A 25,187-nucleotide genomic window follows, 5' to 3' on the forward strand; every position below is an offset into this window, starting at 1 on the left:
CCGACCAACCCACCCGCCCGATCGCATTTTCTCACTCAGCGGAGCCCACCGAGCCAGCCAGGCGGCCTAGGACGCGGCACAGCCGCGCCCGACATCCCAGGATCTTCATCGTCATCGCGATCATCAAAACGCAGAAACTTGTGCAGGCGAGTTACTGCAAAGACCTCTTGAAACTCCGGCCTGAGATTGATGAGCCGCAGATCGAGTGAGTGCTGTGTGATCAGTTTGTGCAGACGGATCAAGTTGCCGAGCGTCGTAGATGACATGAACTGAACCTGCGCGCAGTCGATCACCAAAGATTTGGCTGGCCCTGTTTCCGACTTACAGACACTCACTAACCACGGTTCGAACTCGGGACTGGATACGTCATTAAGAATGTTGGGCGCTACGATGATGGCACGAGGTGATTCGTTAAAGTTGATTGCCATGATACTTAGCCAGTAATACTCGAAACCTACGCGGTCGCGCGGATAGCTCATTCAGCGTGACTTCCCCCACCTCCGATAACATCTCTGGTTTGACAGTTATCTTACTCGATAAAGCGTTTGAAAGCTTACCTGCCAAGGCATTAGAGATCGTACCGCTTTTACTGTTGATAATCAGAGGCTTTAGGATCATGTCTTTCCCTCGCCCGCAGTCGCCAACCAAGTTTTATAGCAACGAGATCGTAAATAAACGCTGAGAGCGTTTCCATGTCTTCTGTTCAGTTATGCCGCTTTGCGGCCGAGTTGTTTGGCTTTGTCTAGCCAGGTCGCGCGCTGTTGGGCGGTGGCGAAACGCACGGAGCCGAATTGAGTGGTGCGCACGCATTTGATACCGCAAAAATCCAGCGTGAAGGCTGGCTGGCCAAAGAAATGAAACCGAAGGCCAAAAAGTCGTCCGCTGTCAAAAAGCAGGCTGGGCGGTAGTGCCCACCCAGCGGTTTTCGCGCGCAATGTAAAGATTTGATTATTTTTTGGCGGGGTTCACAGTCCCAGTCCACTCTCTACTAGTGAAGCTCCCTGTTGGACTGTGGGTTCTTACCGTCAAAAGAAACACCGATGAAACGCCATGCCTTTACGCTCATTGAACTGCTAGTTGTGATTGCCATCATCGGGATTCTGGTAGCCATCTTGCTGCCGGCAGTTCAAGCAGCTCGCGAAGCTGGCCGACGTATTCAGTGTTCCAACCAAATCAAACAACTTTCGCTGGCATTCCAGCTACACCATGACCAGTTCGGTCGCTTGCCCTCTGGCGGCTGGGACTGGGATACACCGCCGACCTATCAGGCGGGCAGTCCCTACACTGGCTCGCGGCAACGCGCCGGCTGGGGTTTTCAAGTCCTGCCGTTCATTGAAGCCAACAGTACCTGGCAGGCCGGGGCGGAGCTAGCCATCGGTCAAACGAATTCGGTATTCTTCTGCCCCTCTCGGCGCGGCCCGCAGACGGTCACTATGTCGGACGCCTATGCTCCGCCGGTCAACGGTAGCTTAGTGAAACATGCGTTATGTGATTACGCGGGTAGCAATCGCGATGGAACCGGTGCGGTTACGCGATTTACGGCTCGTCGAATCGCCGACATTGTTGATGGCACGAGCAACGCAATTCTGTTGGGCGAAAAGAGATTGAATCTGCGTGAACTTGGCAGCGCCCAGCCCGATGACAACGAAGGCTATACGGCAGGCTGGAATAGCGACACGATGCGCAGTACCGACAAGAAACCCCTCCCGGATTTTATGGGACTGGGAGATGGCGATGATCGCTTTGGGTCGTCGCACTCGGGTGTCTTTCTCATTTCGCTGGCCGATGGTTCAGTGCAAGCCATCTCCTACAGCATTGACGACCAGGCGTTTCAACGCTTGGGTCACATCGGTGATGGCCAACCTGTTGGCGAATACTAATCGACAGCCGGTGGCACTCGCTTGCATACCCGTCATCCGCTCTGTGTTGGATCACAACATGAAAAACTATTCCCCGAGATCGATGTTGGCAATCGGACTGATGGTCCTGGTCTGCCTGGGTGGCATGGCCTACGGTTATGCCAAGTTATTCCCGGTGGACCCAGCCCAGAAGTTGGCACTTAAGCTCAGCGATGAAGATGCCAAAGTCCGTTACAAGACAACCAAGAAACTTGAAGAACTCGGGGCCAACGCGCAGGCAGCTGTAGAACCACTGGCGGCTGCTCTGGCGGATACCGATCCCAAGGTTCGGTATCGCGCTGCTAAGACACTCGCCAAGGTGGGTGAGAATGCAGGCCCAGCAGTATCTGCGCTCGCCGCTGCACTCAAGGACTCAGACCGTGACGTGCGTTACTACTGCGCCAAGGCAATCTACAAAGTAGGGGACGCCGCATTACCGGTGCGCGAGTCCGTCATTGCAGCCCTGGGCGATCGTGACGAAGAGGTGCGCTACTACCTCGTTAAGTCTCTGGCCGAAATTGGCGATGAGCACCAACCCTCTATCAATGCTGTAGCCAAGCTGACTAATGATTCCAGTCCCAGAGTACGCGAGGTCGCTAAAGATGCTCTTGAAGACATGCGTGACTGAAATGTCCAATCCCATGCTGCGGCCTGATCCAGCGCACCTACCCCCAGCCTTCGTGAACAAGTGTTCGCCAGGTCGTCCACTGCGCATCGCGTTCTATTCGCATGACACGATGGGAATGGGGCATATTCGCCGCAATCTGTTGATTGCGTCAGCCATAGTTAAAAGTGGCAAAAATGTTGAGGCTCTACTAGTCGCGGGAACTCGAGAGGCGGCCTACTTTGCCACGCAGGCGGGACTCGATTGCGTCACGCTGCCAGCTCTGGCCAAGAGTGCCGATGGCAAATACTCTGCGCGTAATCTCGGTTGGTCGCTCGAAGATACGACCCGCTTGCGCTCGCGAATCATCAAAGCCACGATGGAAGAGTTTTCGCCCGATGTTTTCGTGGTAGACAAACTGCCCAAAGGCATCGGCAACGAACTGATCCCCACTCTGGAACAGCTCGATAGAACAAGCACGAAGTGTATCCTGGGATTGCGCGATGTCTTGGATGAACCCAACACCGTAGCGCGAGAGTGGATACGAGATGCAAACGACGCGGCGATCGATGCCTACTTCGATGAGCTATGGATTTATGGAGATCAGTCCATCTACGATTGCTTGAAAGAGTACAGCTTTTCGACATCTGTATCTTCGCGAGCATTCTTCACGGGATATTTGAATCAGTCCGACCGAAGTCCAGCCAGAGAACAACCCCACGAGAAAGCTCGTCACTCGGGCGAGCCAGTCGCGCTGTGTGTGGTGGGTGGTGGTCAAGATGGTTTCGCTTTGGCCGAAACATTTGTGAAGACAAGTATACCCAAGGGTTGGCGGGGAGTTGTCATCACCGGCCCCTTCATGCCCAAAGCTCACCAGCAGAAACTGCATGGCCTGGCGCAACAAAACGGTCAAGTTGAAATTATCGATCACCTGGTGGAGACCGACGACTACTTGAGAGGCGCCCAGCGTGTCGTGGCTATGGGTGGCTACAACACCATCACATCTATTCTGTCTTTTGGCAAACCGTCTCTGATTGTGCCGCGCATGATACCGCGACAGGAACAATGGATTCGCGCCGAGCGATTGGCTCAGCTGGGTTGGATAACTGCAATTTCACCAGAGTCACTGGATACCGAATCTTTGGGCGACTGGTTATGTGCAGAAGATGTCGCCACGCCTGCCTCAAACTGTGTCGACTTGATGGGACTGGATCGAATCAGTCAACGTGTAGGCCAATGGGCAGATCAGTTGGATAACGCCCGCGTTTAACCCCATCCCACATGAGATCGTCCAGCCTTTGAGTCGTTGCCGCGAAACGATAGACGTGGTGCATTCCGCTGCCATCACTCCCACTTCGATAACGAGCCCCCTCCCGGAGCCTAGCTTAACGCTGGCTCCGACCTCCCCCAAGCAAAGCTTGGGAGAGGTGACATAAAGTCCTTCACACAACTAACGTACAAGCTGTTCAAACGTACAAGCTGTTCGATCCCACATGCCAGCAGTGGAGCCAATAGAAACATGACCAAGCGAGTTGCCTACGTTGTCAAACGCTACCCTAGATTCTCGGAGACGTTTATCGTCAACGAGATTTTAGCTCACGAAGCTGCCGGGCTGCAGATTGATCTGTTCTCACTCCGTCCCCCGGTGGACACGCACTTTCAGGACATTATCTCCCGCGTGCGGGCGCCGCTAACCTATCTATCAGACGGACAAGTCAAAGCGGCGGATCTTTGGCAGGCGCTGCGGAGTGCAGGCCATTTGTTGGTCGAGCGCAGCGACTCGCTTCCAGCGCTGCTGGCCGAAGCCAATACACTTGATGCCTACTGTGCAATCCAACTGGCAGTCCAGTGCCTGCAGCGAGGGATTGATCACATACACGCTCATTTTGCCTCCAGTGCAGCTAGCGTGGCTTGTCTGGCTTCTGCGCTGAGTGGTATCCCGTTTTCGTTTACCGCGCATGCCAAAGACATATTTCATGAAAGCGTGGTCCATGAAGAACTATCGCGCAAGCTGCAAGCGGCCAAAGCAACATTCACGGTCTCCGAGTTCAATCTGCAGCATCTCCGCACGACTTACCCGGCCGTCAGTGACCGGCTGGTTCGATTGTACAACGGTATGCACCTCGATGACTTTCCGTACTTGTCGCCAGAACATCGTCCGCCAGATATCGTGGCAGTTGGTCGCTTTGTCGAGAAGAAAGGCTTTGAAGATTTGATTCTCGCGTGCCGTGAGTTGACGCGGCGCGGAATCGACTACTCATGCCATCTGATTGGCGGTGGCGAACTGGCCGACAAACTGAAGACGATGGTTGACCAACTTGGTCTCCATGATCGAGTTTGCTTACTTGGGCCGCAGCCGCAAGTTAAGGTAAAAGAGTTCATTCGCCATGCGGTGGCGATGGCAGCTCCCTGCGTTCATGGTCAGGATGGCAATCGAGATGGCCTGCCTACAGTCCTCCTGGAGGCGATGGCGCTGGGAACACCCTGTATTTCAACTCCCGTGACAGGCATACCGGAAGTTATCAAACATCAAGTAACCGGGTTGATGGTGCCGGAACGTTCACCGCACGAACTAGCAGATGCCCTGGCGCTAATGATCGCCTCGCCAGATTTGAGATGCCGTTATGCAAGGGCTGCGCGACAGCTGATCGAACAAGACTTTGACGCCAAATTAAACGCTGCCACGCAGCGAGAATATTTCACGGGCCCGTCTGTGCATAGCTCACAGCCTTGTCAGGAACTAGTCGCAGTCTAAACACTTCGACGTGCTTACCATTGTTCACAAAGAGATTGATTGTGCGTGTAACGTATATCTGTGCTGATGCGGGTGTCCCGGTTTTTGGAACCAAAGGCTGTTCCGTTCATGTCCAAGAGATCGTGCGACAGTTTCTGCGCGCCGAAAATCATGTGAACCTGTATGCGGTACGCATGGGTGGACAGAATTGCTTTGACGGTTCTCCGATTGAAGTTAGAGAATTTCCTATCACCCGTTCTTCAGATACCCTCACTCACGAATTGCTGCAAAAGCGTGCGGCACAAACTATCGCCAGCCAGCTTGATGCCCATGAGATCGACCTGGTCTACGAACGTTACTCCCTGTGGAGCTCGGCGCCACTGTGTAAAGCTCGACAACTCGGCATTCCTTCAATTCTCGAGGTTAATGCCCCTCTGATCGAAGAGCAACTTCAGCACCGACAATTGATTGACCGGGAACATGCAACGTTGATTCGAAACAGTGCTTTTGAGGCAGCGACTTCCATTATCGCAGTTTCCGAAACAGTTGCTGATTACGTGCGCAGTTGCTTACCGATCGCTCATCATACTAAAGTGCATGTGGTCAGCAACGGCGTAGATACCAATCGCTTTACGCCCGAGGTGCCTGCGATTGCGCCCAACGCAGAGTTTACTGTCGGCTTCCTGGGTACCATCAAACCCTGGCATGGATTGGAGTCATTGCTGGCAGCTTTCCGCTTGCTGCATGCCCGTAAACCAGATGTCAAGTTACGCATCATAGGCGACGGTCCATTGCGTGAGGTTCTGCAGAGATCCGTAGCTGCAGAGTATTCCGCTGCACAGTCAAACATTCAGTGGATAGGCGCGGTGCACCCCAGTGATGTACCAGGTCACTTGACCTCTCTGGATGTAGCAGTTGCGCCGTATGTAGAGTTACCGAACTTTTACTTCTCACCTCTCAAGGTCTTCGAGTACATGGCCGCTGGCCGGGCAGTTGTAGCCAGTTCCATCGGTCAACTGAAATCAATCATCGTTGACCGTCAGACTGGTTTGCTTTATCCACCAGGAGACGTTGAAGGTTTGGCCCAAGTGCTGATTGACCTGGCAGAGCAAACTGCGCTCTGTCAGCGACTAGGACGCGCAGCCCGTGAAGCCGCCGTTGAGCGGCATTCGTGGGCCCAAACGCTCGAGGTCATCTTGAGCCATGTGCGCAGCGATGGCCTTAACGTTCGAACCCGCGATGCTGATGCGCTGGAATCGACAATCGGAGCTGCCAGGTGAGTAACCAACAGACCAGTCCCTGGGCGATCTGCGGTTATCTGTGGCCAGGTATCAAGGCCCACTCAGTGAAGCTGTGCTGGGCATCCGTGTGCATGATTGGTGGCGTGCTGCTGAGGTTGGTAGAGCCGTGGCCGTTGCAAATGGTGCTGGACAACGTCCTCACCGGACTGCCTTCACCAGCCATATTCGACGGTGTGATCGGTTGGATTGCGCAAAGCTGCAATACTTCGCGGCCAATGGCACTATTAACTGCCTGCGCCCTGTGCCTGGTGGCCATTGCCATCTTACGTGCAGGCATAGACTTCTATCGCACAGTGGCATTCAGTTTGATTGGCAACGCCATAATATCGGATCTTCGAGGACGGCTCTTTCGGCATCTGCAGTCCCTCTCTTTAGATTTTCATAGTCGCACTCGAGCCGGCGACTTGACGGTTCGCTTGACCAGTGACGTCAACATGCTCAAGGACATCACGGTCACCGCGGCTTTGCCTTTGCTATCCAGCACGCTGCTTCTGCTGGGGATGTTGGGAGTGATGCTGTGGATGAACTGGCAGCTGGGTCTCATCATTCTAGCGGCATTTCCGGTATTTGCGTGGATCACCTATGGCAGCAGCCGTCAGATCCACCAATCAGCTCGCAAACAACGCAAGCGCGAAGGCGATTTGGCATCGACCGCGGCTGAAAATCTGGCTGCCGTAAAGTCGCTGCAGGCTCAAGGCGGTAGCATCGCCATGGCAGCCAGCTTTGCCAATGAGAACTCCAAGAGTCACAAAGAAGGGGCTCGCACAAGTCGTTTGATGGCTCGTTTAGAACGCTCGGTTGACGTACAAATCGCCATCGTGACGGCGATCATCCTGTGGCTTGGCACTCGATTGGTATTGAGTGGCGTCCTGACAGCGGGCGAGTTAATCGTCTATCTGGCATATCTAAAACGCGGCTTCAAGCCACTACAAGACTTTGCCAAATACACTGGCCGACTCTCGAAAGCCATTGCAGCCGGCGAGCGAATCACCGAACTTTTGCAGCAGCAACCGGACATCGTTGATGCTGACGATGCCGTACCGGCACCCAAAATCCGCGGAACGATCACTCTCGAAAATGTCAGTTTCTCTTACAGGAGAAACCACAGCGTTGGCAACACAGTTTCGATGCGTCCAGTTTATAGAAACCTGAATCTGCATATCGATGCGGGCCAGTCTGTAGCGATCGTCGGTCCATCGGGTGTCGGAAAATCGACGTTGCTGAGCTTACTACTACGCTTGCGACAACCGACTAGCGGTCACATACTTATCGATGGCATCGACATTTGCGCGTGGACCACAGATTCATTGCGTCAACAGATTTCGGTCATCCTGCAAGAGAACAGTATCTTTGCGACGACGATTCGCGAAAACATCGCGATGTTCTGTCCACAGGCAACCGACCAGCAAATCATGGCTGCCGCCAAAGCTGCTTCGGCGCACAGCTTTATCATGGACTTGGAGGAAGGATACGATACACCACTAGGCGAGCGCGGTGTCGATCTCTCGCAGGGTCAGTTGCAACGATTGGCTATCGCCAGAGCCGCCCTGCGCGATGTACCGATTCTTCTACTGGACGAACCAACTAGCAATCTAGACGCCGAGAATCGCTACCTCGTCATGTCCGCGCTCCAGGAAGTGGCTGGCAATCGAACCACTCTGATCATCACTCATGATTTAGATTTGGCTCAGCAATGTGATCGCGTCTTATATCTTGATCACCATCATCTGGTCGCCTTTGGGTCTCACGCTCAACTCGTTCGCGACTGTTCTTCGTATGCCGATTTTCTCAGAGGGCACCGAACAACAGCCATTGCTGAACAACCACTTGGAACATCTTCATGAGCACCGCTGAAAAACTTGAATTGGCTCGACGAGATGCTCGCCTGCCCGGTCTGGCATTCGTCCTGGATGCAGACAGAGTCGAATCTCACCTGCGTTCTCACGGGGCCATCGGCTCCAGCGAGCATATTGAACTGGACTATATCCGTTACAAACCTGGTCGACGGGCTTTGTCGCTGATGCAGGCTGTTGATGCAGAGGGCAGGGGACGACCGCTGGTGATTACCGCTTGCGATCGCGATGGCTGGACTAAGTTGAGTTCGCCTGGCCGTGTTCCCCAGCCCGCGCAGGCTACAGGCATGACCCTTGCGCACGAAATGTGCGTCATCGATTGGTTTCCTTTTGATCGGCGGCTACCACAGGCCGCCAAGCTGTTTGATCCCTCCCGAACCGCTACTATTCTGAAACGCACCCTTAGCAGACAAACTGGCACGCGCTGGGTCCTCGATACGCAGGCATACAAACCTCATCGCCGATTGGTCGTGAAAGCGTCTTCCGAATCTACAGTGGCGGCGCTCAAGTGTTATACACCTAGAGATTACCCTGAGGCCTGCGCCAAGATCATGCAGGTGGCCAATGCCAAGATCGAAGGTTGCCGATCGCGGATCCTCGGCACCAGCCAGCGTTATTCGCTGATCGCCTCGCAGTGGGTAGAGGGGGAAGTACTCTCCGGCGACATCGCAGACGATGGATTGTGGAAGGATCAATTGCCGCAAGCTGGCCAGTTGCTGGCCAAATGGCACATCGAAGCTCAGCAGTCACTGAACTCGATCATCCATAAACATCCAGGCTTTGCCCGCGACTCGTTGCTTCAACTGACTGATGATATAGCCTGGCTTATTCCCGAGCTCAAGGAATCTCTCGTCCAGATTTTGTCTAAGATCGATCGGCATTTGTCCACTTTATCCGAGGCTAACTCGATCATACACGGTGATTTTTATGCCAAGCAGATCATTGTGCACGGCGATCAATTCCAATTGATTGACTTCGATGAAGTCGGACGCGGACATCGTTACCAGGACCTGGGAAACTTCATCGGTAAACTATATTGGAACTCCGTTCGAAGTTCCGTAGGCCTGCATCACATCGGTGTGGCTATCGAGACTTTTCTAGCTGGCTATCAGCGCTTTGCGGGGCCACTCGATTGGCCCGTTTTGCAGACTTGTGTAGTGGCTGGAATCCTGCGTTGTCTGCCCCACGCCTTTCGTCGTGGCCTAAGTGGCTGGCAGGACAAGATGCAGCACATGTTCCATTTGGCATTAGATTGGTGCCCCGATACCTCAGCGACCCGCAAGCCCCTGAGTGAAAGCAACCTTCGAAAGCTTGACCATCCAGAGTGTACTCCCTATCTCGACCTGGAAAACATCGACCAACAATGGCGAGTTGGCCAGGACTTGGCGAGCAACCTTGTGCATACTCAGGTGATTGATGCCCAGTTGCTTCGCCATCGGCCCGGCAGACGCGTGGTGGTTCAGTACACGCTCCAGTCGTTCGCTGGCCAAACCAGCCAGGTGATTGGCAAGGCACGCATCACCAAGCCCATTGACCAGAAGATCTTGCAACTACATCAAAGTCTGCGACAACTTGCCGGTAGCGGAGTGAGCGTGCCCCAAGTGTTGGGCAAGTTGCCTGAATTGAATCTATGGCTACAGGAAAAGGCGCTGGGGGAGATGGTCACTCCTGAATCAGCTGGCAAGTACCATCGTAGGGTTGGGCAGGCGTTGGCCAAGCTGCATGGTGTAGAGGCGACGGGGCCAGCCACTACGCTTCGTCGATCTCACTCCGTTGAAAATGAACTCGCGATTCTTTCGCAGCAATTCCAACAATGGCTGGCTCCTAATCCGCAGTTTGCCGCGAAATGCGAGCAACTTTTATCCAACTGTTTTCTGCTGAGTGAGGAATTGATACCGGTTGAAACCACGTTGATTCATCGCGACTTCTACTTCGAGCAAGCGTTATGTTCGCATGAACACGTAACCCTGCTCGACTTCGATCTGGCGGCCATCGGCCCACCTGAATTGGATGTTGGCAACTACCTGGCACACCTGGATGAATATGGACTGCGACATCCCAACGTGCGAAGTTTGTGTCACGAGGCAGGCGAGGCGTTCCTGGCAGGCTACAGGGATCAACGCGCCATATTAGTCCATTCAAACGTAGAGATCTGGCGTTCCTTAAGCCTGGCCAGACTCATTGCCGTCAGCCAGAGAATTCCCGAGCGAGCGTTCCACACCGGTACGTTACTTGACCATGTAATGAACCTGTGCAAAGTCGACTTCCGCTAAGCACGTGGACACGTCCGATTCGGAATTAGGGCACAAACAAGAATCGAGGACAGTGGTATGCGCAAACCGCATCCCAGGTGAACAACACTTAGTGAGCTTAACCATACCAAATAAAGCTTGTGCGTAGTGGGGCCCTTTTCCAAGCGATGGGGTACAATGTCTAGCAGGAGATAAACTATGCCGCTGCTGGATCATTTTCGACCACCGATATTCAACAAGGGTTCCTGGGAAGGTTTTCATGGAATGTGGCCAGCGCTAATGGTCATGGAATTGTCTAAGGTGTTGCCTGCCCAATACGTGGCTGAGCCTCGCGTGCATCTGGGGAAGAATTTCGAAGTCGATGTTTGCACGTTCGATGTGGGCGGTGAAAGTCAGTTTGAAGCAAATGCAACAGACTCAGAATCAACCATAGCCACAGCGACCTGGGCACCGCCGGAGCCGACTCTTGCCCTAGAGCTTGATCCAACCGAGATCTATGAATACGAAGTGCTGATTTTTGACCAACAGCGTGGTCGAGAACTGGTGGCAGCTATCGAATTGGTCAGCCCAGCCAACAAGGATCGCCCAGAGACACGCCAAGCTTTCGTGTCCAAGTGTGCGGCTTTATTGCAGAAGAAGATCTGCGTTTCAATCGTCGATCTGGTGACCGTTAAACACTTCAATCTCTACTGCGAAGTGCTGGAGGTCTTCTGCCAGTCCGATCCAGCGTTTGCACCGATCCCACCAGCGACCTACGCCGTTACCTGTCGCAGCCACAATCTGGCTACACGATCGCGGTTCGAATCGTGGGCCTATCCGATGACCGTCGGCAAGCGCTTGCCGGTCCTGCCGATTTGGTTGGACAATGACCACGCCATATCCTTGGACCTGGAAATATCGTACCAGCAGACATGTAGCGCGCTGAGGCTGGTGTGATTGCCGTTAACCGAATCTCCGAACATTGTTGAGGATTGGTCTTAGTCCGCTGATATCGTCAACGTCTATCCACGCCAGCGGCCAACTTTCTTCATCTCTAATTCCAGCAGAGCCAAGTCGTAAGCAGCCAAGTTGATTTCGCCTTCAGCGACTAGCGACGAAGGTGCCTGCGCAGCGATGTTCACGTTTTCAATAAACCACTCACGGCCAATTTCATTGCCGGAGGCCACCGTCATGATCAGGCCGCCGAAGGAGAGGATTGGATCGGGACTTGAGCTGGCTGGGCCAGGATTGATGTCCGCCTCCAAGACAGTACCGGCCAGCGTGCCATTGCTGCTCCAAAGTTCATATCCGCTTACCCCATCGTTGGCTGCGAAATACAGGCGACCAGCAATGTTGACTAGTCCGTAGGGGTAACTCTCTGTTGAACCAGGGAAGATGTCCTTGACCATCAAGGTTCCGACGCTTGTACCATCGGACCTCCACAGTTCGCGTCCGTGTACCGGATTAAAGGCAGTGAAGAATAGCTTGCCGCTGACGTTGGTTAACTGGGCTGGATACGATGAAGCGCTGCCGCTGAGGATGTCCTTCACTAAGACGGTGGAAGCTTCAGTGCCGTTTGACTTCCAGAGCTCGAAACCATTGACACCATTGTTGGCCATAAAGTACAGCGTATTGCCAACGGCAGTCAAATCGAAGACCGGCGTATAAGAAGACTCGGGACCAATATCTTTCACCATCACCGTCGAGGCCTCTGTACCGCTGGTGACCCAGAGCTCTGGTCCATGAATGCCATCGTCCGCAGTGAAGTACAGTTGCGAACCGACTCTCGTTAGTCGATTTGGGGCAGAAGATTCACTGCCTGGGCGAATGTCTTTGACCAAGACCGTACCGGCGGCCGATCCATTGGTCTTCCACAACTCATTGCCCACAGAGTTACTGGTGGCACTGAAGTAGATTGTGCTGCCAACTGCTACCAGGCCGTACGGGTAGGATCCACCGGCTCCTGGGATAATGTCGCTGACTTGTATCGTACCACCCGCTGTACCGTTGGACTTCCACAGCTCCGTTCCGCCACTGCCCCGAGCTGTGAAATACAGGGTACTTCCAAACGCTAGAAAATCCCTGGGATACGAGGCGGATGTGCCAGGCAAAATGTCCGTGACCATCACCGTGCCAGCTAGCGTGCCATCGCTCTTCCACAACTCACGACCGGTCGTTGCATTGCCTGCGGAGAAGAACAGAGTACCGTTGACGTTGGTCAGATAACGCGGCGCGTAAGCCCCATCAAAATCCATGACCAGGCTGGTGCCGGCGGTTGATCCGTCCGTCTTCCAGAGATCGGCAATACCCGAATCTTCGCTCCTGGCGATAAAGTACAACGTGCCGTTGACGTTCGCGTATTGCGAGTCGACCACACCGTCACCAGTGGCTGCGCCAAACGAGGAGAGAATCGTTGTGCCTGCCGATGATCCGCTGCTAGTGTAGAGGCGATTAGGATTACCGACTGCATCGGCCTTGGCCATGAACAGAGCCTTGCCACCCACCTCAGCGATCCTCAAACTGATTTCAGTAGCGATCCCTGGATAAGACCCTTCAATGCCTGGGACAATGTCTTTCACCAACAGCGTGTTGGCGGTGCTGCCATTACTGCGCCACAACTCCGTGCCGTTTTCGGCGCTCCGCGCACTGAAGTAGAGCGTCGTGCCGATAGTGCGCATGTTACTGGGATAACTGCTCTCTTCACCCGCGTTAATGTCCTTGACCAGCACAGTTCCTGCCGCCGTTCCGTTAGATCTCCAGAGTTCCCGGCCACCGGTTGAACCACGAGCGGAAAAGTAGATCAGGTTTCCCAGCCTGACAAACCCTACAGGATTGGATCCATAGACGCCAGGATTGATATCCCTGACCAAGAATGTAGTCGCAGCTGTCCCTCGGCTTCTCCAGAGTTCATTGCCCGAGCCTGGAGTATTGGCGGAAAAGTACAACGTATTACCAAGGGCAAACGTTTCAGTAACATAGGTACCACTGAGTCCGGGTGTTGAGTCTTTGACGAGCACTGTCGTTCCGGCAGTACCCGACGACTTCCACAACTCGCGACCCGTCGTGGGTGTCGCGGCGGTGAAGTAGAGCGTACCATCCACATTGATCAAGTTCGCTGGAGAGGAAGATCCGGGGCCGGGCACAATATCGCGCACCGATGTCGTGCCTGCAGAGGTACCATCACTCTTAAATAGCTCGGTACCATTAGGATTGTTGGCCACAAAGTACAACGTCGAATTGACGGCAGTCAAGTATCGAGGCGAAGACGAACCAGCGCCACCCACCAGGTCGCGCACCAGCACCGTACCCGCACTGGTGCCGTCGCTCTTCCAAAGCTCGTTACCACGCGAAGGAATTTCGGCTGTAAAGAATAACGTACCCGCGACATTGACGAGCTCGAGCGGATAAGAGCCCAGGAAACCAACATTGATATCCTTGACCATCACCGTCCCAGCTGTGGTCCCATCACTCTTCCACAGTTCGACTCCCGCGCCCTCACGAGCCGTGAAGAACAACGTGCCGTTGACATTGGTCAACTCACGTGGACGCTCGTTATAACCAACTGAGAAAAACTCTCGAACCAGAACCGTGCCGGCTTGTGTGCCATCGGTCTTCCACAGTCCGCGATCGGTGTTCGTTGAACCGATGAAAAAAGTAACCGGTCCAACTTCAGCATACTCAAACGTCTCTGTGCCAGAGAGATTTGCATTGATATCAGCCAGAGGCACCATATCGATAGCCAATGCACGACGAGACTCGAGTTGCTCGATAGCAGTGCGCAGTGAGTTACGAGAACGTTTGGTATTCATGTTAGTCTCTGAACGAATCGGGCGAGCTTATGATGATCTGGCTGTTGTAGAGAATCTCAGGCTCAGGGTCAATCAGTGAACGTGTGTCTCCTTTTGCTCCGCAAACGGGAGCTTGTTCTAAAGTCTCCTTTTGCTCCGCAAAAGGCTGCCTTTCGCGGAGCGAAAGGAGACTAAACGCTCGCGTACAAACACTTGCTGCACCTGGAGCTTACGGTTGAGCACTAAAACATTGGCAATTTTTCCACGTTGCAGCGAACCGATGGCGTGGTCCAGGCCAACGCGCGCCGCTGGAGTCAGGCTGGCCATGCGAATAACTTCGGGCAAAGTGGCAGTTGTCGCTTTGGCCATAACGCGCACCATGTGGTCCATGCCGACCACCGAACTTGCCAGGCTACTGCGGTCGGCAGACCAACCAACTTTCCCATCGCTATGAAACCAAGTGCCATCGTTTTGGTTTCCAAAGCGATAATCGCCTGGCGGTAAATCCAGCCCGCGGTTGCAATCGGTCACCAGGCACAATCGCTCTGGGCCCAACATGCGATAGGCGAACTCCAACAGTTCATCGCTCAGATGACAACCATCGGCGATAACTTCGGTACTCATGTCGCGGGTCATCAGCACGAACTCGGCCATGCTGGCTTGCATGGGTACGCCCAGCCGTTGTCGCAGCGAAGGCACCGAACTCATTGCGCACCAAAAATGATCGACGTGACGCATTCCGGATTCAAACGCCCGCTGCATCTCTGTCCAGCTGGCGTTGCTGTGTCCGCAAGTAATCAGACATCCGGCTTTCGCCGCCGCTCGATAAAATGCCGTCGCCCCCGCAAGCTCCGCTGCGCAAGTAGCAATCGATACTATCCCGCTGGCAAAGTAGCGATTGTATTCAGCAGCAGTCGGTGAGCGACGCCCGGCGACTGAGTGACAACCAACCTTATCCGGCGCAAAAAAAGGGCCGTAGAGATGAACACCTGCAATCGTTGTCTGCGAATCCGACTGCATGACCCGGTGGCATGCGTCCAGCATCGACATGATCTGGTCGCTGGACCCGGTAGTGGTCGTGGGAAAGATCGTCGTGGTCCCATGACGCGCATGGGCGCGACATGCCGTTTCAACTGCTTCGATCGTACCATCCATGAAGTCAGCTCCAGCCCCGCCGTGCACATGCAGGTCAACGAAACCTGGCGAGATATAGCCACCTTCAGCATCAATGATGACTGCCTCGCGAGGCAGATCCGAACTCCGTGGCTTGATCCCCACAATCTTTCCAGCTCGACATATCAACATGGCATCGTCGATCAGACGATCACGCGTGATGATCGTGCCATTGATAAAGATGGTTGGCATTGCCAAGGGCATCAGGGATGCTCCCCGGTGATCTCACTCAGCAATTTGAAGAAGCCTCGCTTCCGCTCGCTGCTAGTCGACCAATTCACCGGCACGCTCTGGTAGCCCTCGTCGAAGCTCTCGCCTCTTTTGCGATAGTCGAAGTAACCCCACGAAGCGTACTCGCCAAGCGCGGTGGTGAAGTTGCTCTCTGGATGGTCAAAGCTGAAGTGATCATCTTCGTTGAAGACGATCGGCATGGGGCGGTAGCCTTCGGTCTGGCGTGTATTCTGTACCATCTCGGCGATGACCTTCGGTTCTGACACTCCATTGCCGTGCAGCAACAGAAAATCAGAGACTTTTATTACGTTGGGCCGCGGCACGGACCGGCCACCATAACTTGTACCAACTAGCAACGGATGATTCTGCTGTTTGCTTCGCTGTTTCACGCGCTGGATGAGTTCGTGTACGCGCTCAGGCTTCAGGATATCGTGGTCATAACTTTTGACATCGCATTCATTGTTCACTTCCACCAGCACATTGGTGTACTTCCGGGCGAGCAGCCAGTCGGTGGCAGCATCCACTCCGGCAATCACCGCCGTTTCGTCTTGAACTCGTTGATCCTGCCCGAAGTAGTACAGGCCTAGAATGATCACCATTCCCAACTGGTCGGCCTGGTCGATCACTCTTTCCAGTCGCTGCATGTAATGCTCGTCCAGCGAACCATCGCGGTTGATGGCTGAGTTGTACCAGGGTTGGTCTTTCGAGTATCCCTCGGGACTGCCGCCTTGCAAGTTCAGCGTAACAGCCATTAGCCCATGCTTGCGCCAGATCGGCAGCATCTCGATAAACTCAGTCGTATTCCGCTGGGCATCCCAGGTCTCGGTATCGGGATAAGCCCAGCGCTGCGCCGTATCTGGATTTCGATCATCAAAGGTAGCTTGCACCATTCGGCTATTGAGCAGCAGCCCTTCCACAAGTTGTCCGTTCCATTGGCGACCTTGGTAAGTGGGACGGCCGTTAATGTGGAACTGTTCGGCCACAATGCTGACTGACGTCTTACGTGGCTGCGATTCCGATTCCAACTGGTTGGCAATCGGCTCAACCGCTTGAGCCACACTGGTCAACAACATGAGCAACAGGGCCAGGCGAATTTTGAGCGAGGAGTTCATGGAGTGAGACCTCTCATAAGTTCACAAACATCGCGTGAGCTCTGCACCGGGATCATTGCTTAGTATCACGGATTTCGAACTAGTTTCCATACATCAGGTTGCATGTTGTTGCCGGCGATCATCCAAAGCGCGTCGTTATGAACAGCGAGACTGGCGGCATGACGTGGCTTCCATGGAGTCTCTGGCAGTTCCTTCCAGTCTTTACCATTAGCCGAATACCAGACGTCGTTGCGATTACCGCCCTGGGCGTGATACCCTTCCATCACCCACAGTTTGTTATCCCAGACAGCCACATCATGATACTGTCGAGGATGCCAGGGAGCGTTAGCCGTGTGCTCGGTCCAATGAATCCCATCTTCGGAACTCCACACATCGTTATAGAAGTTTCTATTGGGTGTTGTAGGTGTATCGTAGGTCCCGCCTCCGAGAATCCACATGCGTCCGTTCATGACCGCGCTCCCACCGATCATGCCGCGAGCGGACCAGAATGGTTCCTGCGGTATTACTTGCTCCCACTGGACGCCATCGCTCGAGCACCACAGGTCGCGATAAAACTTTTCGGTCGATGGTGCAAAAGCCGGCATGGTTTGACCGCCAAGCACCCATAGCCGATCATGGTGGACCAGCGTGTAATGCAATGCCCGCGGAGCCCAGGGCAGTTGATCGGTTACTAAGTGCCACTTGGCGCCGTCGACTGACTGCCACACGTCATTTTGGTAGTGATGCTGATTGCAATCACCGCCAATGATCCACATCTTGTCTTGGAAGACAGCGTATCCAGCAGTATGTCGGCCTTCCCAATCCACTTTCGAATCAAACGCACTATCCCGAAACGTGTTGCGCTTGACCTGCTGCCACTGAATACCATTGCGCGAAGACCACACATCATTGCTGCAGACCAGCGGAAAGTGTTGGCGATCGCCCGGGTTCCAACCGCCGATCAAGAACAGCTGGTCATGAAAACTCAGGACGCCCGCGCCGTCACGACTCGACCATGGCGCCTCGAGCGTAACTTTTTCCCATCGATACTCAGCCGGTGGCTCCCCTCGCAGCCACTGGCCACAATTGGTCGTAATCCAACAGCTTATGAGCAGCAGGACTAAGTCGACCGTCCGCCTGCAAGGTGCAAAGTGCAATTGCATGGTCACGCGTTCTTCGGACTGGGGATCGTCGCATTGGAACCTTCGCTTGCCAGATGATCCAAGAACTTTCGACGTTCCTCGTTCACGTCTTCGATTTCCTTGGCGAGCCTGGTAAGTTCACTCTGATCTACCCTGCTGAGAACCAAGAGCCCTTCGACCACCAGTTGATGAGGTGGTGTACCTCGCTTGGGCGCGAAGTGATAATACTGAAGACGGTATGCCAGCAACTGCAACGAGTTGACTGGCTGAAATCGATTGGGTGGAACGTAGGTGCGATTGGGGTTGGGACCCAATAATATATAGTTTTCCAGATTCGTACACTCTGCCGAGAATTCCAGGTCGAGTAGGGCGTCGCGAATCGGATCGTCCGAACGATTGATCAAGTCGTGCAGCGCGGTCCAGGCGTGCATCACATTTTGGGTCATCTGATCGCCCGCTCGGAGCCAGCTGGAGCGGATATGGCGCAGATTGCGCCAGTTGAATTCGCGCACAATGGCTGCAGCTCTGCGTTCCATCTCCGCTTTCCGCAGCTTCAGTGCTTGCAAGCTCCAGACTTTGCGCGTGTTGTCTATGAACTTCCCCTGAGCAGTGGCGACCGAAATCATAGCGTCCGCGATATTCTTATTGTATTCGCCGATCGCTTTGATCCTGCCGGTCTGCAGTTCATACATTTTCTGAATATGCTGCAACTGCAATTCGAGTTGCCTATTTTCGTGGTCATCGGACATGTTTATCGTTCTCTGTATAAACAGGGCTGGGAGAAGATTCATTCGCAGGCAAGCATAACAAACTGCGACTCGAATTACACCAATGCTATATTGAAAATGCAACGTTCAATAGCAAGTGAGCGTGTCCCTGGGCTGAAGTCCGGCAGGGCAGGCGTGAAGCGCCAGTTGGTTCGCCATCGCGTTCCAACTGGCGCTCACCGCTTTCGCGCCAACTGCCTGTGGCCAGTCGGGCCCTGAGGGGACGGTACTAAACCAGCAGCCAGCTCAATGAGGCCAGCGAGCCGCCGGTGAACACTGCCAACGAGATGACCATTTGCGACCCGCGACTGCGAGGACACGCTTTCGCTTGGTCCGGGCAAGGCTGGGTGATGTCATGTTTGGGTACGTAGGAAACGGTGATACTGGAGTCAGGCAGGCTCTTAGATTCGCGATTGAAGTTTTCTACGAGCCAATGTTCGACGGCTTTCATGGCTAGCACTCCTCAGTAGACGTGAAATCATCTTTCTCTCACTTCATACAAAGGCAGTGGTGCAACTCGTTTTGCCGTCAAATTTTGAAATCTCACGAGTTTAAACCTTTCCAAATATTTCTTGCAAAACCGGTGTGGTAGATGCCTTTATGAAAGTAGATATCGCTGACGAGCTGGTCGTCAGTGACACTTGTCTTTCCAGTTCTTGTCGGCAACTACTTCAATAGGGAGCACATCATCATGTCGACCAATCGTTTCGCAGTCGAATCTTTTATGGATGAGATGGAGCTCAAGTACTTTTGTCAGGAAGACGATTCCGGCACCAACTGGGCGCTCTTCTTCGGTGATGGTGTCGGTTTCATTCTGCGCCTGATCGAAGACGGTGAGTTCTTGCTAGTCCGCAGTTTGCCACTGCTGCAGTTGGAACACTTGACTGTCGAACATCGACAGAACTTGCATCGCGAGCTGCTCAAACGCAACGATACGCTCAAGCTGGGCCATTACTCGTCGGACAACATCGTGGTTTTCGAGACGGGTATGCCGATCCAAGACGGCGAGCTAACCAAATCGCAACTACGCCGCTTGATCGGCAGTATCGCTTCGGAGATCACCTCGTTTAAAGAGCGTTTACCGGGCATGCTGGAAAGTCGCGTCGCAGACGCTGACCCCCTGGAGATTCTCATGCAGCGCTTGATCGAAGGCGACCACCCCAACGCTGCGTAGCTGGTGCCCAGCGGTGGCCAATCAAACACGAAACATCCATCGTCTGGCGACGGTGGCTACCAAACGCGACGCATCCACCGTCTGGCGACGGTGGCTACGGTTTAGCATCCCCTCATAAAAACGATGACACGTCGATGCCGCCTAACAACAGCTGCGCGATGATGATGGGCTTGGACTTCAACCGACTCGTTCAACATCGGCTTCCAATAATCATCGAGCAACCATGAAAACCATGTAACACTTTTGCCTCGCAAAGGTATTTGAAGGGCAACTCTCAGTTGGCCCCTCAACAAATGGTGTTGTATGCGTTGGAAATCTTGGACCTCCCGTTGGAACAGTCTGCGTGGCGCAAAAGACCGGGCCAGACCTGGTCGCGCCCGACGCAGGCTTATGAACTTGGAGCAGTCGGAACCTCGACGATTGTTGACTGCCGACTTTCAACTTGTGGGGGACAATAACTTAGCTACCAATGGATTCGAGAATCCTTCTCCGGTGGTTCAGGTTGGCTCCATCGGGTATTTCACTGCTTACACCGAGGCCTTGGACCGGGCGTTGTACAAGACGGATGGTACTTCCAGCGGCACGATGCTGGTTAAGGACATCAACCCCGCCAGCGTTAACCCTAATATCTTGGAAATGACCGATGTGGGCGGCGTGCTCTTTTTCGTAGCCAACGATGGCACGCATGGTGCGGAGCTGTGGAGGAGCAATGGCACGCCCGAGGGAACATTTATGGTGAAGGACATTCGACCTGGGAACGACGGAAGTCTCAGTTTCAGCCCCAAATCCTTGACGAATGTAAATGGGACGCTGTTTTTTAGCGCCAACAACAATGATTCATTTCAATTGTGGAAAAGTGATGGGACGACCGCCGGAACGGTGCTCATAAAGCCGCCCAATAGTGCCACTGGAGCCAATAATCCCTATCATCTCACCAATGCAAATGGCGTATTGTATTTCAGTGCCACCAACACGAATTTTGGCCGCGAAGTTTGGAAGAGTGACGGCACAGCTTCCGGCACAGTAATGGTGGCGGATGTTACCCCTGGGTCTGCGGGGCCGGGCCAGCCTGCTTTTGGTTCCAAGCCTTTCGGATTTACCGAGGTGGGTGGTACGGTGTACTTTACGACCCAGCCCGAGCGACTTCTTCAGACCCCTCCGCGCTATGAGCTGTGGAGAACCAATGGCACTGCTTTGGGCACATTCAGGCTGAAAACGGAAATCGGAACATTGCTTTCAACTCCCAACTGGGGCATTCGCGATCTCGTCAATGTGAACAATACACTCTTTTTCGTCTCAGATTCCGAGCTTCACAAATCGGATGGAAACGTCGCAGGAACCAACATCGTTCGCAGAATTACTGATAGTGGCGGTTCAAATGCTGGCTCACAAGTCGACCAACTGATCAACGTTAGCGGCATACTGTACTTTACTGCCAACTCTTCGCGAGGTAACGAACTGTTCAAGTCGGACGGCACCTTCGCCGGGACTGTTATAGTCGCCGACCTGGATGGGGCGTTGGGCAGTTCCAGTCCCTCTGCACTCACGAATGTCAATGGCCAGCTCTACTTTACGGCCGCGGACGAAGTAGATCGGTGGCTATGGCGCAGCGATGGCACCGAGGCGGGCACGGTGCGAATCAAACGCAATGCCGACGGCCCTGCCCCAAGCAATTTGGCGAACCTCGGTGGCACGCTGCTCTTTTCTTCACGCGACACGAATTTCAACATTGAGCATCTCTGGAAAAGCGATGGCACCGTTGCCGGTACCGTACCGGTGCGCGAAATTGATTCTGGCGATTTCAATCCGACGGCACTTACCAATGTCAACGGCAGTCTATTCTACGCGGCCAACGACGGAGTCTCTGGCAATGAACTTTGGTCGAGCGATGGCAACGTCGCGACGAGAGTCGCTGACATTAACGGCGGCTCCAACTCATCCAATCCAAACTCGCTGGTGAACGCCAATGGCAGACTGTATTTCACCGCCACCCGCGCATTTAACGGTGCGGAACTTTGGACGAGCGATGGTACGACTGCAGGTACAGTGCAAATTGCCGATATTCGCGCAGGTGTGTCAGGTTCAGTACCTGCCGGGTTGGTGAACATTGGTAGCGTCGTTTACTTCACGGCGGACAACGGCATAAATGGCCGTGAGCTCTGGCGCGTCAGTGGCCGCAGCGCGACACTGGTGAAAGACATTCGCCCTGGCGTAGCCAGTTCCGGCGTCACTGGCTTGACGGTCGTGGGCAATACGCTTTTCTTTCAAGCCAATGATGGAACCAATGGTCCTGAATTATGGAAGAGTGACGGCACTGCGGCAGGTACGGTCATGGTTCGGAATATCCGCTTTGGCAGCGCGGGTTCGTCGCCCAACAATCTCGCAGCAGTCGGTGGGTTTGTATATTTCCAAGCGACCGATGGACTCAATGGACGCGAACTGTGGCGCAGCGACGGAACCCCAGACGGTACCGTTATGGTCAAGAACATTAATGGTCTGGCTGGCACCGGTTCGTATCCCACTTTCCTGACCAATGTGAACGGCACTTTGTATTTCCGCGCCAGCGACAATACTACTGGTGTCGAACTGTGGAAGAGCAATGGCACACCGGCCGGCACGATCCGCGTGTTGGACATTTCGACCGGCCCTACCAGCTCCAATCCCAGTGGACTGACCAACGTTAATGGCAAGCTATACTTTGCAGCCAGCGATAGCTTAGGCGATGTTGAGCTGTGGACGACCAATGGTACGGCTCGAGGCACCCTGCGCGTGCGCGACATCAGTTCCACAGGCAGTTCGTTCCCTATCTCGCTGACCAATGCCAATGGGTTGCTCTACTTCTCAGCCAATGACCCCACTGGCGGCCGCGAGCTTTACAAGAGTGACGGTACTTGGCTGGGCACCACACGGATCGCTAGTTTTGCATCTGGACCAGCCAGTGGCAGTCCAGCTTCGATCACTACCGTGGGAACTCAAGTCTTCTTGAGTGCTGTGGGCGACTTCCAAGGCCGTGAATTGTGGGTGCAGAATGTCTTGGAAGCCAGCGCGGGTAACGATGTCTTTAACGTAAAAGTCACGGCTTCAGGTCAAGCGGCCATTAGTTATGCACCGCATGTACTGGCGACACCCCATCTACTCGGCATTTTTCCGGCGTCGCAAGAATTGCGTATTGATGGCCTGGGGGGTAGCGATTTACTGAGCATCGAAGCCACGACGGGCGTGGATCTGTTCGATGTCAGCAGCGCTGGCATCCGCACCAACGGAAGTCTGCTGGCGACAGCCAACATTGAATCGCGGACGCTGATCGGACTGGCCGGCGATGATACCTACCGCTTCAATGTCGGGACCGAATCTCTCGGAGTTCTGAAACTGGATGAAACCGGTGGAGGCACCGACACGATCGATATGTCGCCAACTAGCGCAAGCGTCATCCTAAATTTGAATGCTTCGCTTCAGCAAAATGTTACAACCAATCTAGCCCTTCAATTTTCGAGTAGTGCTTTTGAGAACGCCATTGGTGGGCAAGGGAACGATGTGCTCGTTGGTAATACAAAGGCCAATACACTGCGAGGCCAAGCGGGCAATGATACGCTCTTTGGCGGTTTGGGCGATGATATCTTGATGGGCGAAGCCGGCAACGACGCGCTCCACGGAGCCGCTGGCAGTGATTCGTTACAAGGCGGCCCCGACGATGATCGCTACGTATTCGACGTTAATCTTAACCCCGAACTCGACCAACTGCTTGAATTGCCTGGCGAGGGCAGCGATACACTCGACTTTGGGTTACAGACGAATCCGATTACGTTGAATCTTGGTCTGACCACTGTGCAAGCGGTCCACACTACTCGAACGATCCAGTTGAGCTCGATCAATACCTTTGAGAATGCAATTGGTGGTTCGGCTGCTGACACGTTGATAGGAAACGCGAGCCCTAACTCGTTAACCGGTGGCCGTGGTGATGACGATCTACGTGGTGGCCCAGGCGATGACACGTACGTATTTGGTAGTGCGACGTCCGCCGAAGCCGATCAGATCACCGAATTGTCGGGAGCAGGACTCGATACGATCAGCTTCGCCGCGCTATCGATTCCCGTTACGCTCAATTTGGGAACGACCGCAATTCAAAACGTGCATGTCAATCGCACCTTGAAACTCAGCTCAGCGGTTACTATTGAGAATGCGGTCGGTGGTTCGGACAGTGATAATCTGACTGGAAATGGATTGGCTAATATACTGGTTGGTAACGGCGGTAGCGATCAACTGACCGGTCTCGGCAAACGCGATATGTTGATCGGTGGTCTGGGAGCTGATACGCTCCACGGTGGCGATGACGAGGACATCCTTATCGCCGGACACACCGTGCATGATGCAGTCTTCGGCAATTTGAACAGTTTTATATCTACTTGGACCAGCGCCGCCTCACAGGTTGATCGAATCCTAGCTCTGCGAAACGGAGTTGGATCGCCGAGCGTGGCCCTGGTCAAAGAAGTCGATGTGCTGGACGACAGCGGCAGCCTGGATTCACTCACCGGCGCCGGTTCGCTCGATTGGTTCTTCCGCTCGGCCGATGATTTGATAACGGACTTGAGCGGCGAAGTGATTGATGAGATCTGAAAGAGCTCGCGTAGCCACCGCTGCTAAGTGTTGGTCACGCTTACGCAATGCATCCACCGCCTGGCGAAGGTGGCTACGTTAGCGATCAACAGCCAGAAAATGGGACCTGCCCCCTTTTTCTCTTAGAAAATCTGGCACTCGCTGACTGCCGTTCCCCATTTATTGAGTAGGGGGAACAACACTCTCCTCCTGCCGCTCAGCCCCTCCGCTATTTATGCTCATGGAGAATCTCGTGTCTCTACTCGCACCGATGTCGTCTCTTCGTTTCTGGAAACGCGCCAGCAATTCGAGCACTGCCCAGCGTAGAAAGCAGCAAAGAATACGGCTTCTGCTTGCCGGCGAGCGACTAGAATCTCGAGAACTGCTGGCCGTCGTTACATGGACTGGAGCCGAAAGCAACGACTGGGGCACTGCGGCGAACTGGAGCACGAACGAGGTCCCCACCGCCGCCGACGAAGTCACCATCAATTCAACCAGTAACAACTCCTCCGTAGTTATTTCTGGTGGCCCCTATTCGGTCGGCACACTTATCAGTCACGTCGGCATCGAATTGAACGGCACTCTCGACGTGACCGTGTCAGCGTTG

17 protein-coding genes and 1 pseudogene are annotated in these 25,187 nt (G+C 54.1%); 11 read left to right on the forward strand and 7 right to left on the reverse strand.

Translation table 11 applies throughout. The features are described 5' to 3' along the window. Positions 1-35 precede the first annotated feature (35 nt). Positions 36-479, reverse strand: a complete 444-nt coding sequence (locus SH573x_RS29255) for an STAS domain-containing protein (RefSeq protein ID WP_479351647.1) — start codon at positions 477-479, stop codon at positions 36-38. A gap of 561 nt (positions 480-1,040) precedes the next feature. Here SH573x_RS29255 and SH573x_RS29260 point away from each other — a divergent pair. The 8 genes from SH573x_RS29260 (at position 1,041) to SH573x_RS29295 (ending at position 11,578) form a co-directional block, all read left to right on the forward strand. Further along, the gene (locus SH573x_RS29260) at positions 1,041-1,880 is read left to right on the forward strand and encodes a DUF1559 family PulG-like putative transporter (RefSeq protein ID WP_479351648.1); all 840 of its coding nucleotides are present in this window, start codon (positions 1,041-1,043) and stop codon (positions 1,878-1,880) included. A gap of 58 nt (positions 1,881-1,938) precedes the next feature. Then, positions 1,939-2,526: a HEAT repeat domain-containing protein gene (locus SH573x_RS29265; RefSeq protein WP_479351650.1), complete on the forward strand. Its 588-nt coding sequence runs from the start codon at positions 1,939-1,941 to the stop codon at positions 2,524-2,526. Position 2,527: 1 nt separating this feature from the next. Then, positions 2,528-3,772 carry a glycosyltransferase family protein gene (locus tag SH573x_RS29270; protein WP_479351652.1) on the forward strand — a complete coding sequence of 415 codons (1,245 nt, stop codon included), beginning with the start codon at positions 2,528-2,530 and terminating at the stop codon, positions 3,770-3,772. Positions 3,773-4,021: 249 nt separating this feature from the next. Further along, positions 4,022-5,257, forward strand: coding sequence for a glycosyltransferase family 4 protein (locus tag SH573x_RS29275; protein ID WP_479351653.1), 1,236 nt, complete (start codon positions 4,022-4,024; stop codon positions 5,255-5,257). Between the two features lie 41 nt (positions 5,258-5,298). Next, a complete protein-coding gene (locus tag SH573x_RS29280; RefSeq protein WP_479351655.1) occupies positions 5,299-6,516 on the forward strand; it encodes a glycosyltransferase family 4 protein in 1,218 nt (405 codons plus the stop codon). After that, complete coding sequence (locus SH573x_RS29285) at positions 6,513-8,381, forward strand: ABC transporter ATP-binding protein (RefSeq protein ID WP_479351657.1); 1,869 nt, start codon at positions 6,513-6,515, stop codon at positions 8,379-8,381. The genes SH573x_RS29280 and SH573x_RS29285 overlap by 4 nt, the downstream gene beginning before the upstream one ends. Continuing rightward, on the forward strand, positions 8,378-10,663 hold the full coding sequence (locus SH573x_RS29290) for a phosphotransferase family protein (RefSeq protein WP_479351659.1): 2,286 nt from the start codon (positions 8,378-8,380) through the stop codon (positions 10,661-10,663). The genes SH573x_RS29285 and SH573x_RS29290 overlap by 4 nt, the downstream gene beginning before the upstream one ends. A 177-nt stretch (positions 10,664-10,840) precedes the next feature. Further along, entirely contained in the window at positions 10,841-11,578 is a 738-nt protein-coding gene (locus SH573x_RS29295; RefSeq protein ID WP_479351660.1) for a DUF4058 family protein, read from the forward strand. A gap of 65 nt (positions 11,579-11,643) precedes the next feature. On the opposite strand, the gene SH573x_RS29300 is transcribed toward SH573x_RS29295, so the two are convergent. The 6 genes from SH573x_RS29300 to SH573x_RS29325 form a co-directional block, all read right to left on the reverse strand. Then, a complete protein-coding gene (locus tag SH573x_RS29300; protein ID WP_479351662.1) occupies positions 11,644-14,430 on the reverse strand; it encodes an ELWxxDGT repeat protein in 2,787 nt (928 codons plus the stop codon). 117 nt (positions 14,431-14,547) lie between these two features. Beyond that, a complete protein-coding gene (locus SH573x_RS29305) occupies positions 14,548-15,786 on the reverse strand; it encodes an N-acetylglucosamine-6-phosphate deacetylase (RefSeq protein WP_479351664.1) in 1,239 nt (412 codons plus the stop codon). Continuing rightward, on the reverse strand, positions 15,786-16,925 hold the full coding sequence (locus SH573x_RS29310) for a glycoside hydrolase family protein (RefSeq protein ID WP_479351665.1): 1,140 nt from the start codon (positions 16,923-16,925) through the stop codon (positions 15,786-15,788). The genes SH573x_RS29305 and SH573x_RS29310 overlap by 1 nt, the downstream gene beginning before the upstream one ends. Before the next feature lie 65 nt (positions 16,926-16,990). Next, positions 16,991-18,067, reverse strand: a complete 1,077-nt coding sequence (locus SH573x_RS29315) for a Kelch repeat-containing protein (RefSeq protein WP_479351666.1) — start codon at positions 18,065-18,067, stop codon at positions 16,991-16,993. 2 nt (positions 18,068-18,069) lie between these two features. Further along, a complete protein-coding gene (locus tag SH573x_RS29320) occupies positions 18,070-18,795 on the reverse strand; it encodes a hypothetical protein (RefSeq protein ID WP_479351667.1) in 726 nt (241 codons plus the stop codon). A 247-nt stretch (positions 18,796-19,042) separates the two neighbouring features. After that, positions 19,043-19,264 carry a hypothetical protein gene (locus SH573x_RS29325; RefSeq protein ID WP_479351668.1) on the reverse strand — a complete coding sequence of 74 codons (222 nt, stop codon included), beginning with the start codon at positions 19,262-19,264 and terminating at the stop codon, positions 19,043-19,045. Between the two features lie 240 nt (positions 19,265-19,504). Here SH573x_RS29325 and SH573x_RS29330 point away from each other — a divergent pair, with 240 nt between their 5' ends. The 3 genes and pseudogenes from SH573x_RS29330 to SH573x_RS31630 all read left to right on the forward strand — a co-directional run. Next, a complete protein-coding gene (locus SH573x_RS29330) occupies positions 19,505-19,987 on the forward strand; it encodes a type III secretion system chaperone family protein (RefSeq protein WP_479351669.1) in 483 nt (160 codons plus the stop codon). 390 nt (positions 19,988-20,377) lie between these two features. After that, complete coding sequence (locus SH573x_RS29335) at positions 20,378-24,601, forward strand: ELWxxDGT repeat protein (RefSeq protein ID WP_479351670.1); 4,224 nt, start codon at positions 20,378-20,380, stop codon at positions 24,599-24,601. A 250-nt stretch (positions 24,602-24,851) separates the two neighbouring features. Further along, positions 24,852-25,187 (forward strand): annotated as a pseudogene (locus SH573x_RS31630) (DUF8693 domain-containing protein); the annotation flags it as partial.

Source organism: Rania fehmarnensis, assembly GCF_056494185.1.

What these genes read in the sequence shown, in the direction of transcription:
- SH573x_RS29255 (WP_479351647.1), bottom strand. Translation starts at nt 479, where the DNA reads ATGAGCTATCCGCGCGACCGCGTAGGTTTCGAGTATTACTGGCTAAGT.
- SH573x_RS29260 (WP_479351648.1), top strand. Translation starts at nt 1,041, where the DNA reads ATGAAACGCCATGCCTTTACGCTCATTGAACTGCTAGTTGTGATTGCC.
- SH573x_RS29265 (WP_479351650.1), top strand. Translation starts at nt 1,939, where the DNA reads ATGAAAAACTATTCCCCGAGATCGATGTTGGCAATCGGACTGATGGTC.
- SH573x_RS29270 (WP_479351652.1), top strand. Translation starts at nt 2,528, where the DNA reads ATGTCCAATCCCATGCTGCGGCCTGATCCAGCGCACCTACCCCCAGCC.
- SH573x_RS29275 (WP_479351653.1), top strand. Translation starts at nt 4,022, where the DNA reads ATGACCAAGCGAGTTGCCTACGTTGTCAAACGCTACCCTAGATTCTCG.
- SH573x_RS29290 (WP_479351659.1), top strand. Translation starts at nt 8,378, where the DNA reads ATGAGCACCGCTGAAAAACTTGAATTGGCTCGACGAGATGCTCGCCTG.
- SH573x_RS29295 (WP_479351660.1), top strand. Translation starts at nt 10,841, where the DNA reads ATGCCGCTGCTGGATCATTTTCGACCACCGATATTCAACAAGGGTTCC.
- SH573x_RS29300 (WP_479351662.1), bottom strand. Translation starts at nt 14,430, where the DNA reads ATGAATACCAAACGTTCTCGTAACTCACTGCGCACTGCTATCGAGCAA.
- SH573x_RS29305 (WP_479351664.1), bottom strand. Translation starts at nt 15,786, where the DNA reads ATGCCCTTGGCAATGCCAACCATCTTTATCAATGGCACGATCATCACG.
- SH573x_RS29310 (WP_479351665.1), bottom strand. Translation starts at nt 16,925, where the DNA reads ATGAACTCCTCGCTCAAAATTCGCCTGGCCCTGTTGCTCATGTTGTTG.
- SH573x_RS29315 (WP_479351666.1), bottom strand. Translation starts at nt 18,067, where the DNA reads ATGCAATTGCACTTTGCACCTTGCAGGCGGACGGTCGACTTAGTCCTG.
- SH573x_RS29320 (WP_479351667.1), bottom strand. Translation starts at nt 18,795, where the DNA reads ATGTCCGATGACCACGAAAATAGGCAACTCGAATTGCAGTTGCAGCAT.
- SH573x_RS29325 (WP_479351668.1), bottom strand. Translation starts at nt 19,264, where the DNA reads ATGAAAGCCGTCGAACATTGGCTCGTAGAAAACTTCAATCGCGAATCT.
- SH573x_RS29330 (WP_479351669.1), top strand. Translation starts at nt 19,505, where the DNA reads ATGTCGACCAATCGTTTCGCAGTCGAATCTTTTATGGATGAGATGGAG.
- SH573x_RS29335 (WP_479351670.1), top strand. Translation starts at nt 20,378, where the DNA reads ATGAACTTGGAGCAGTCGGAACCTCGACGATTGTTGACTGCCGACTTT.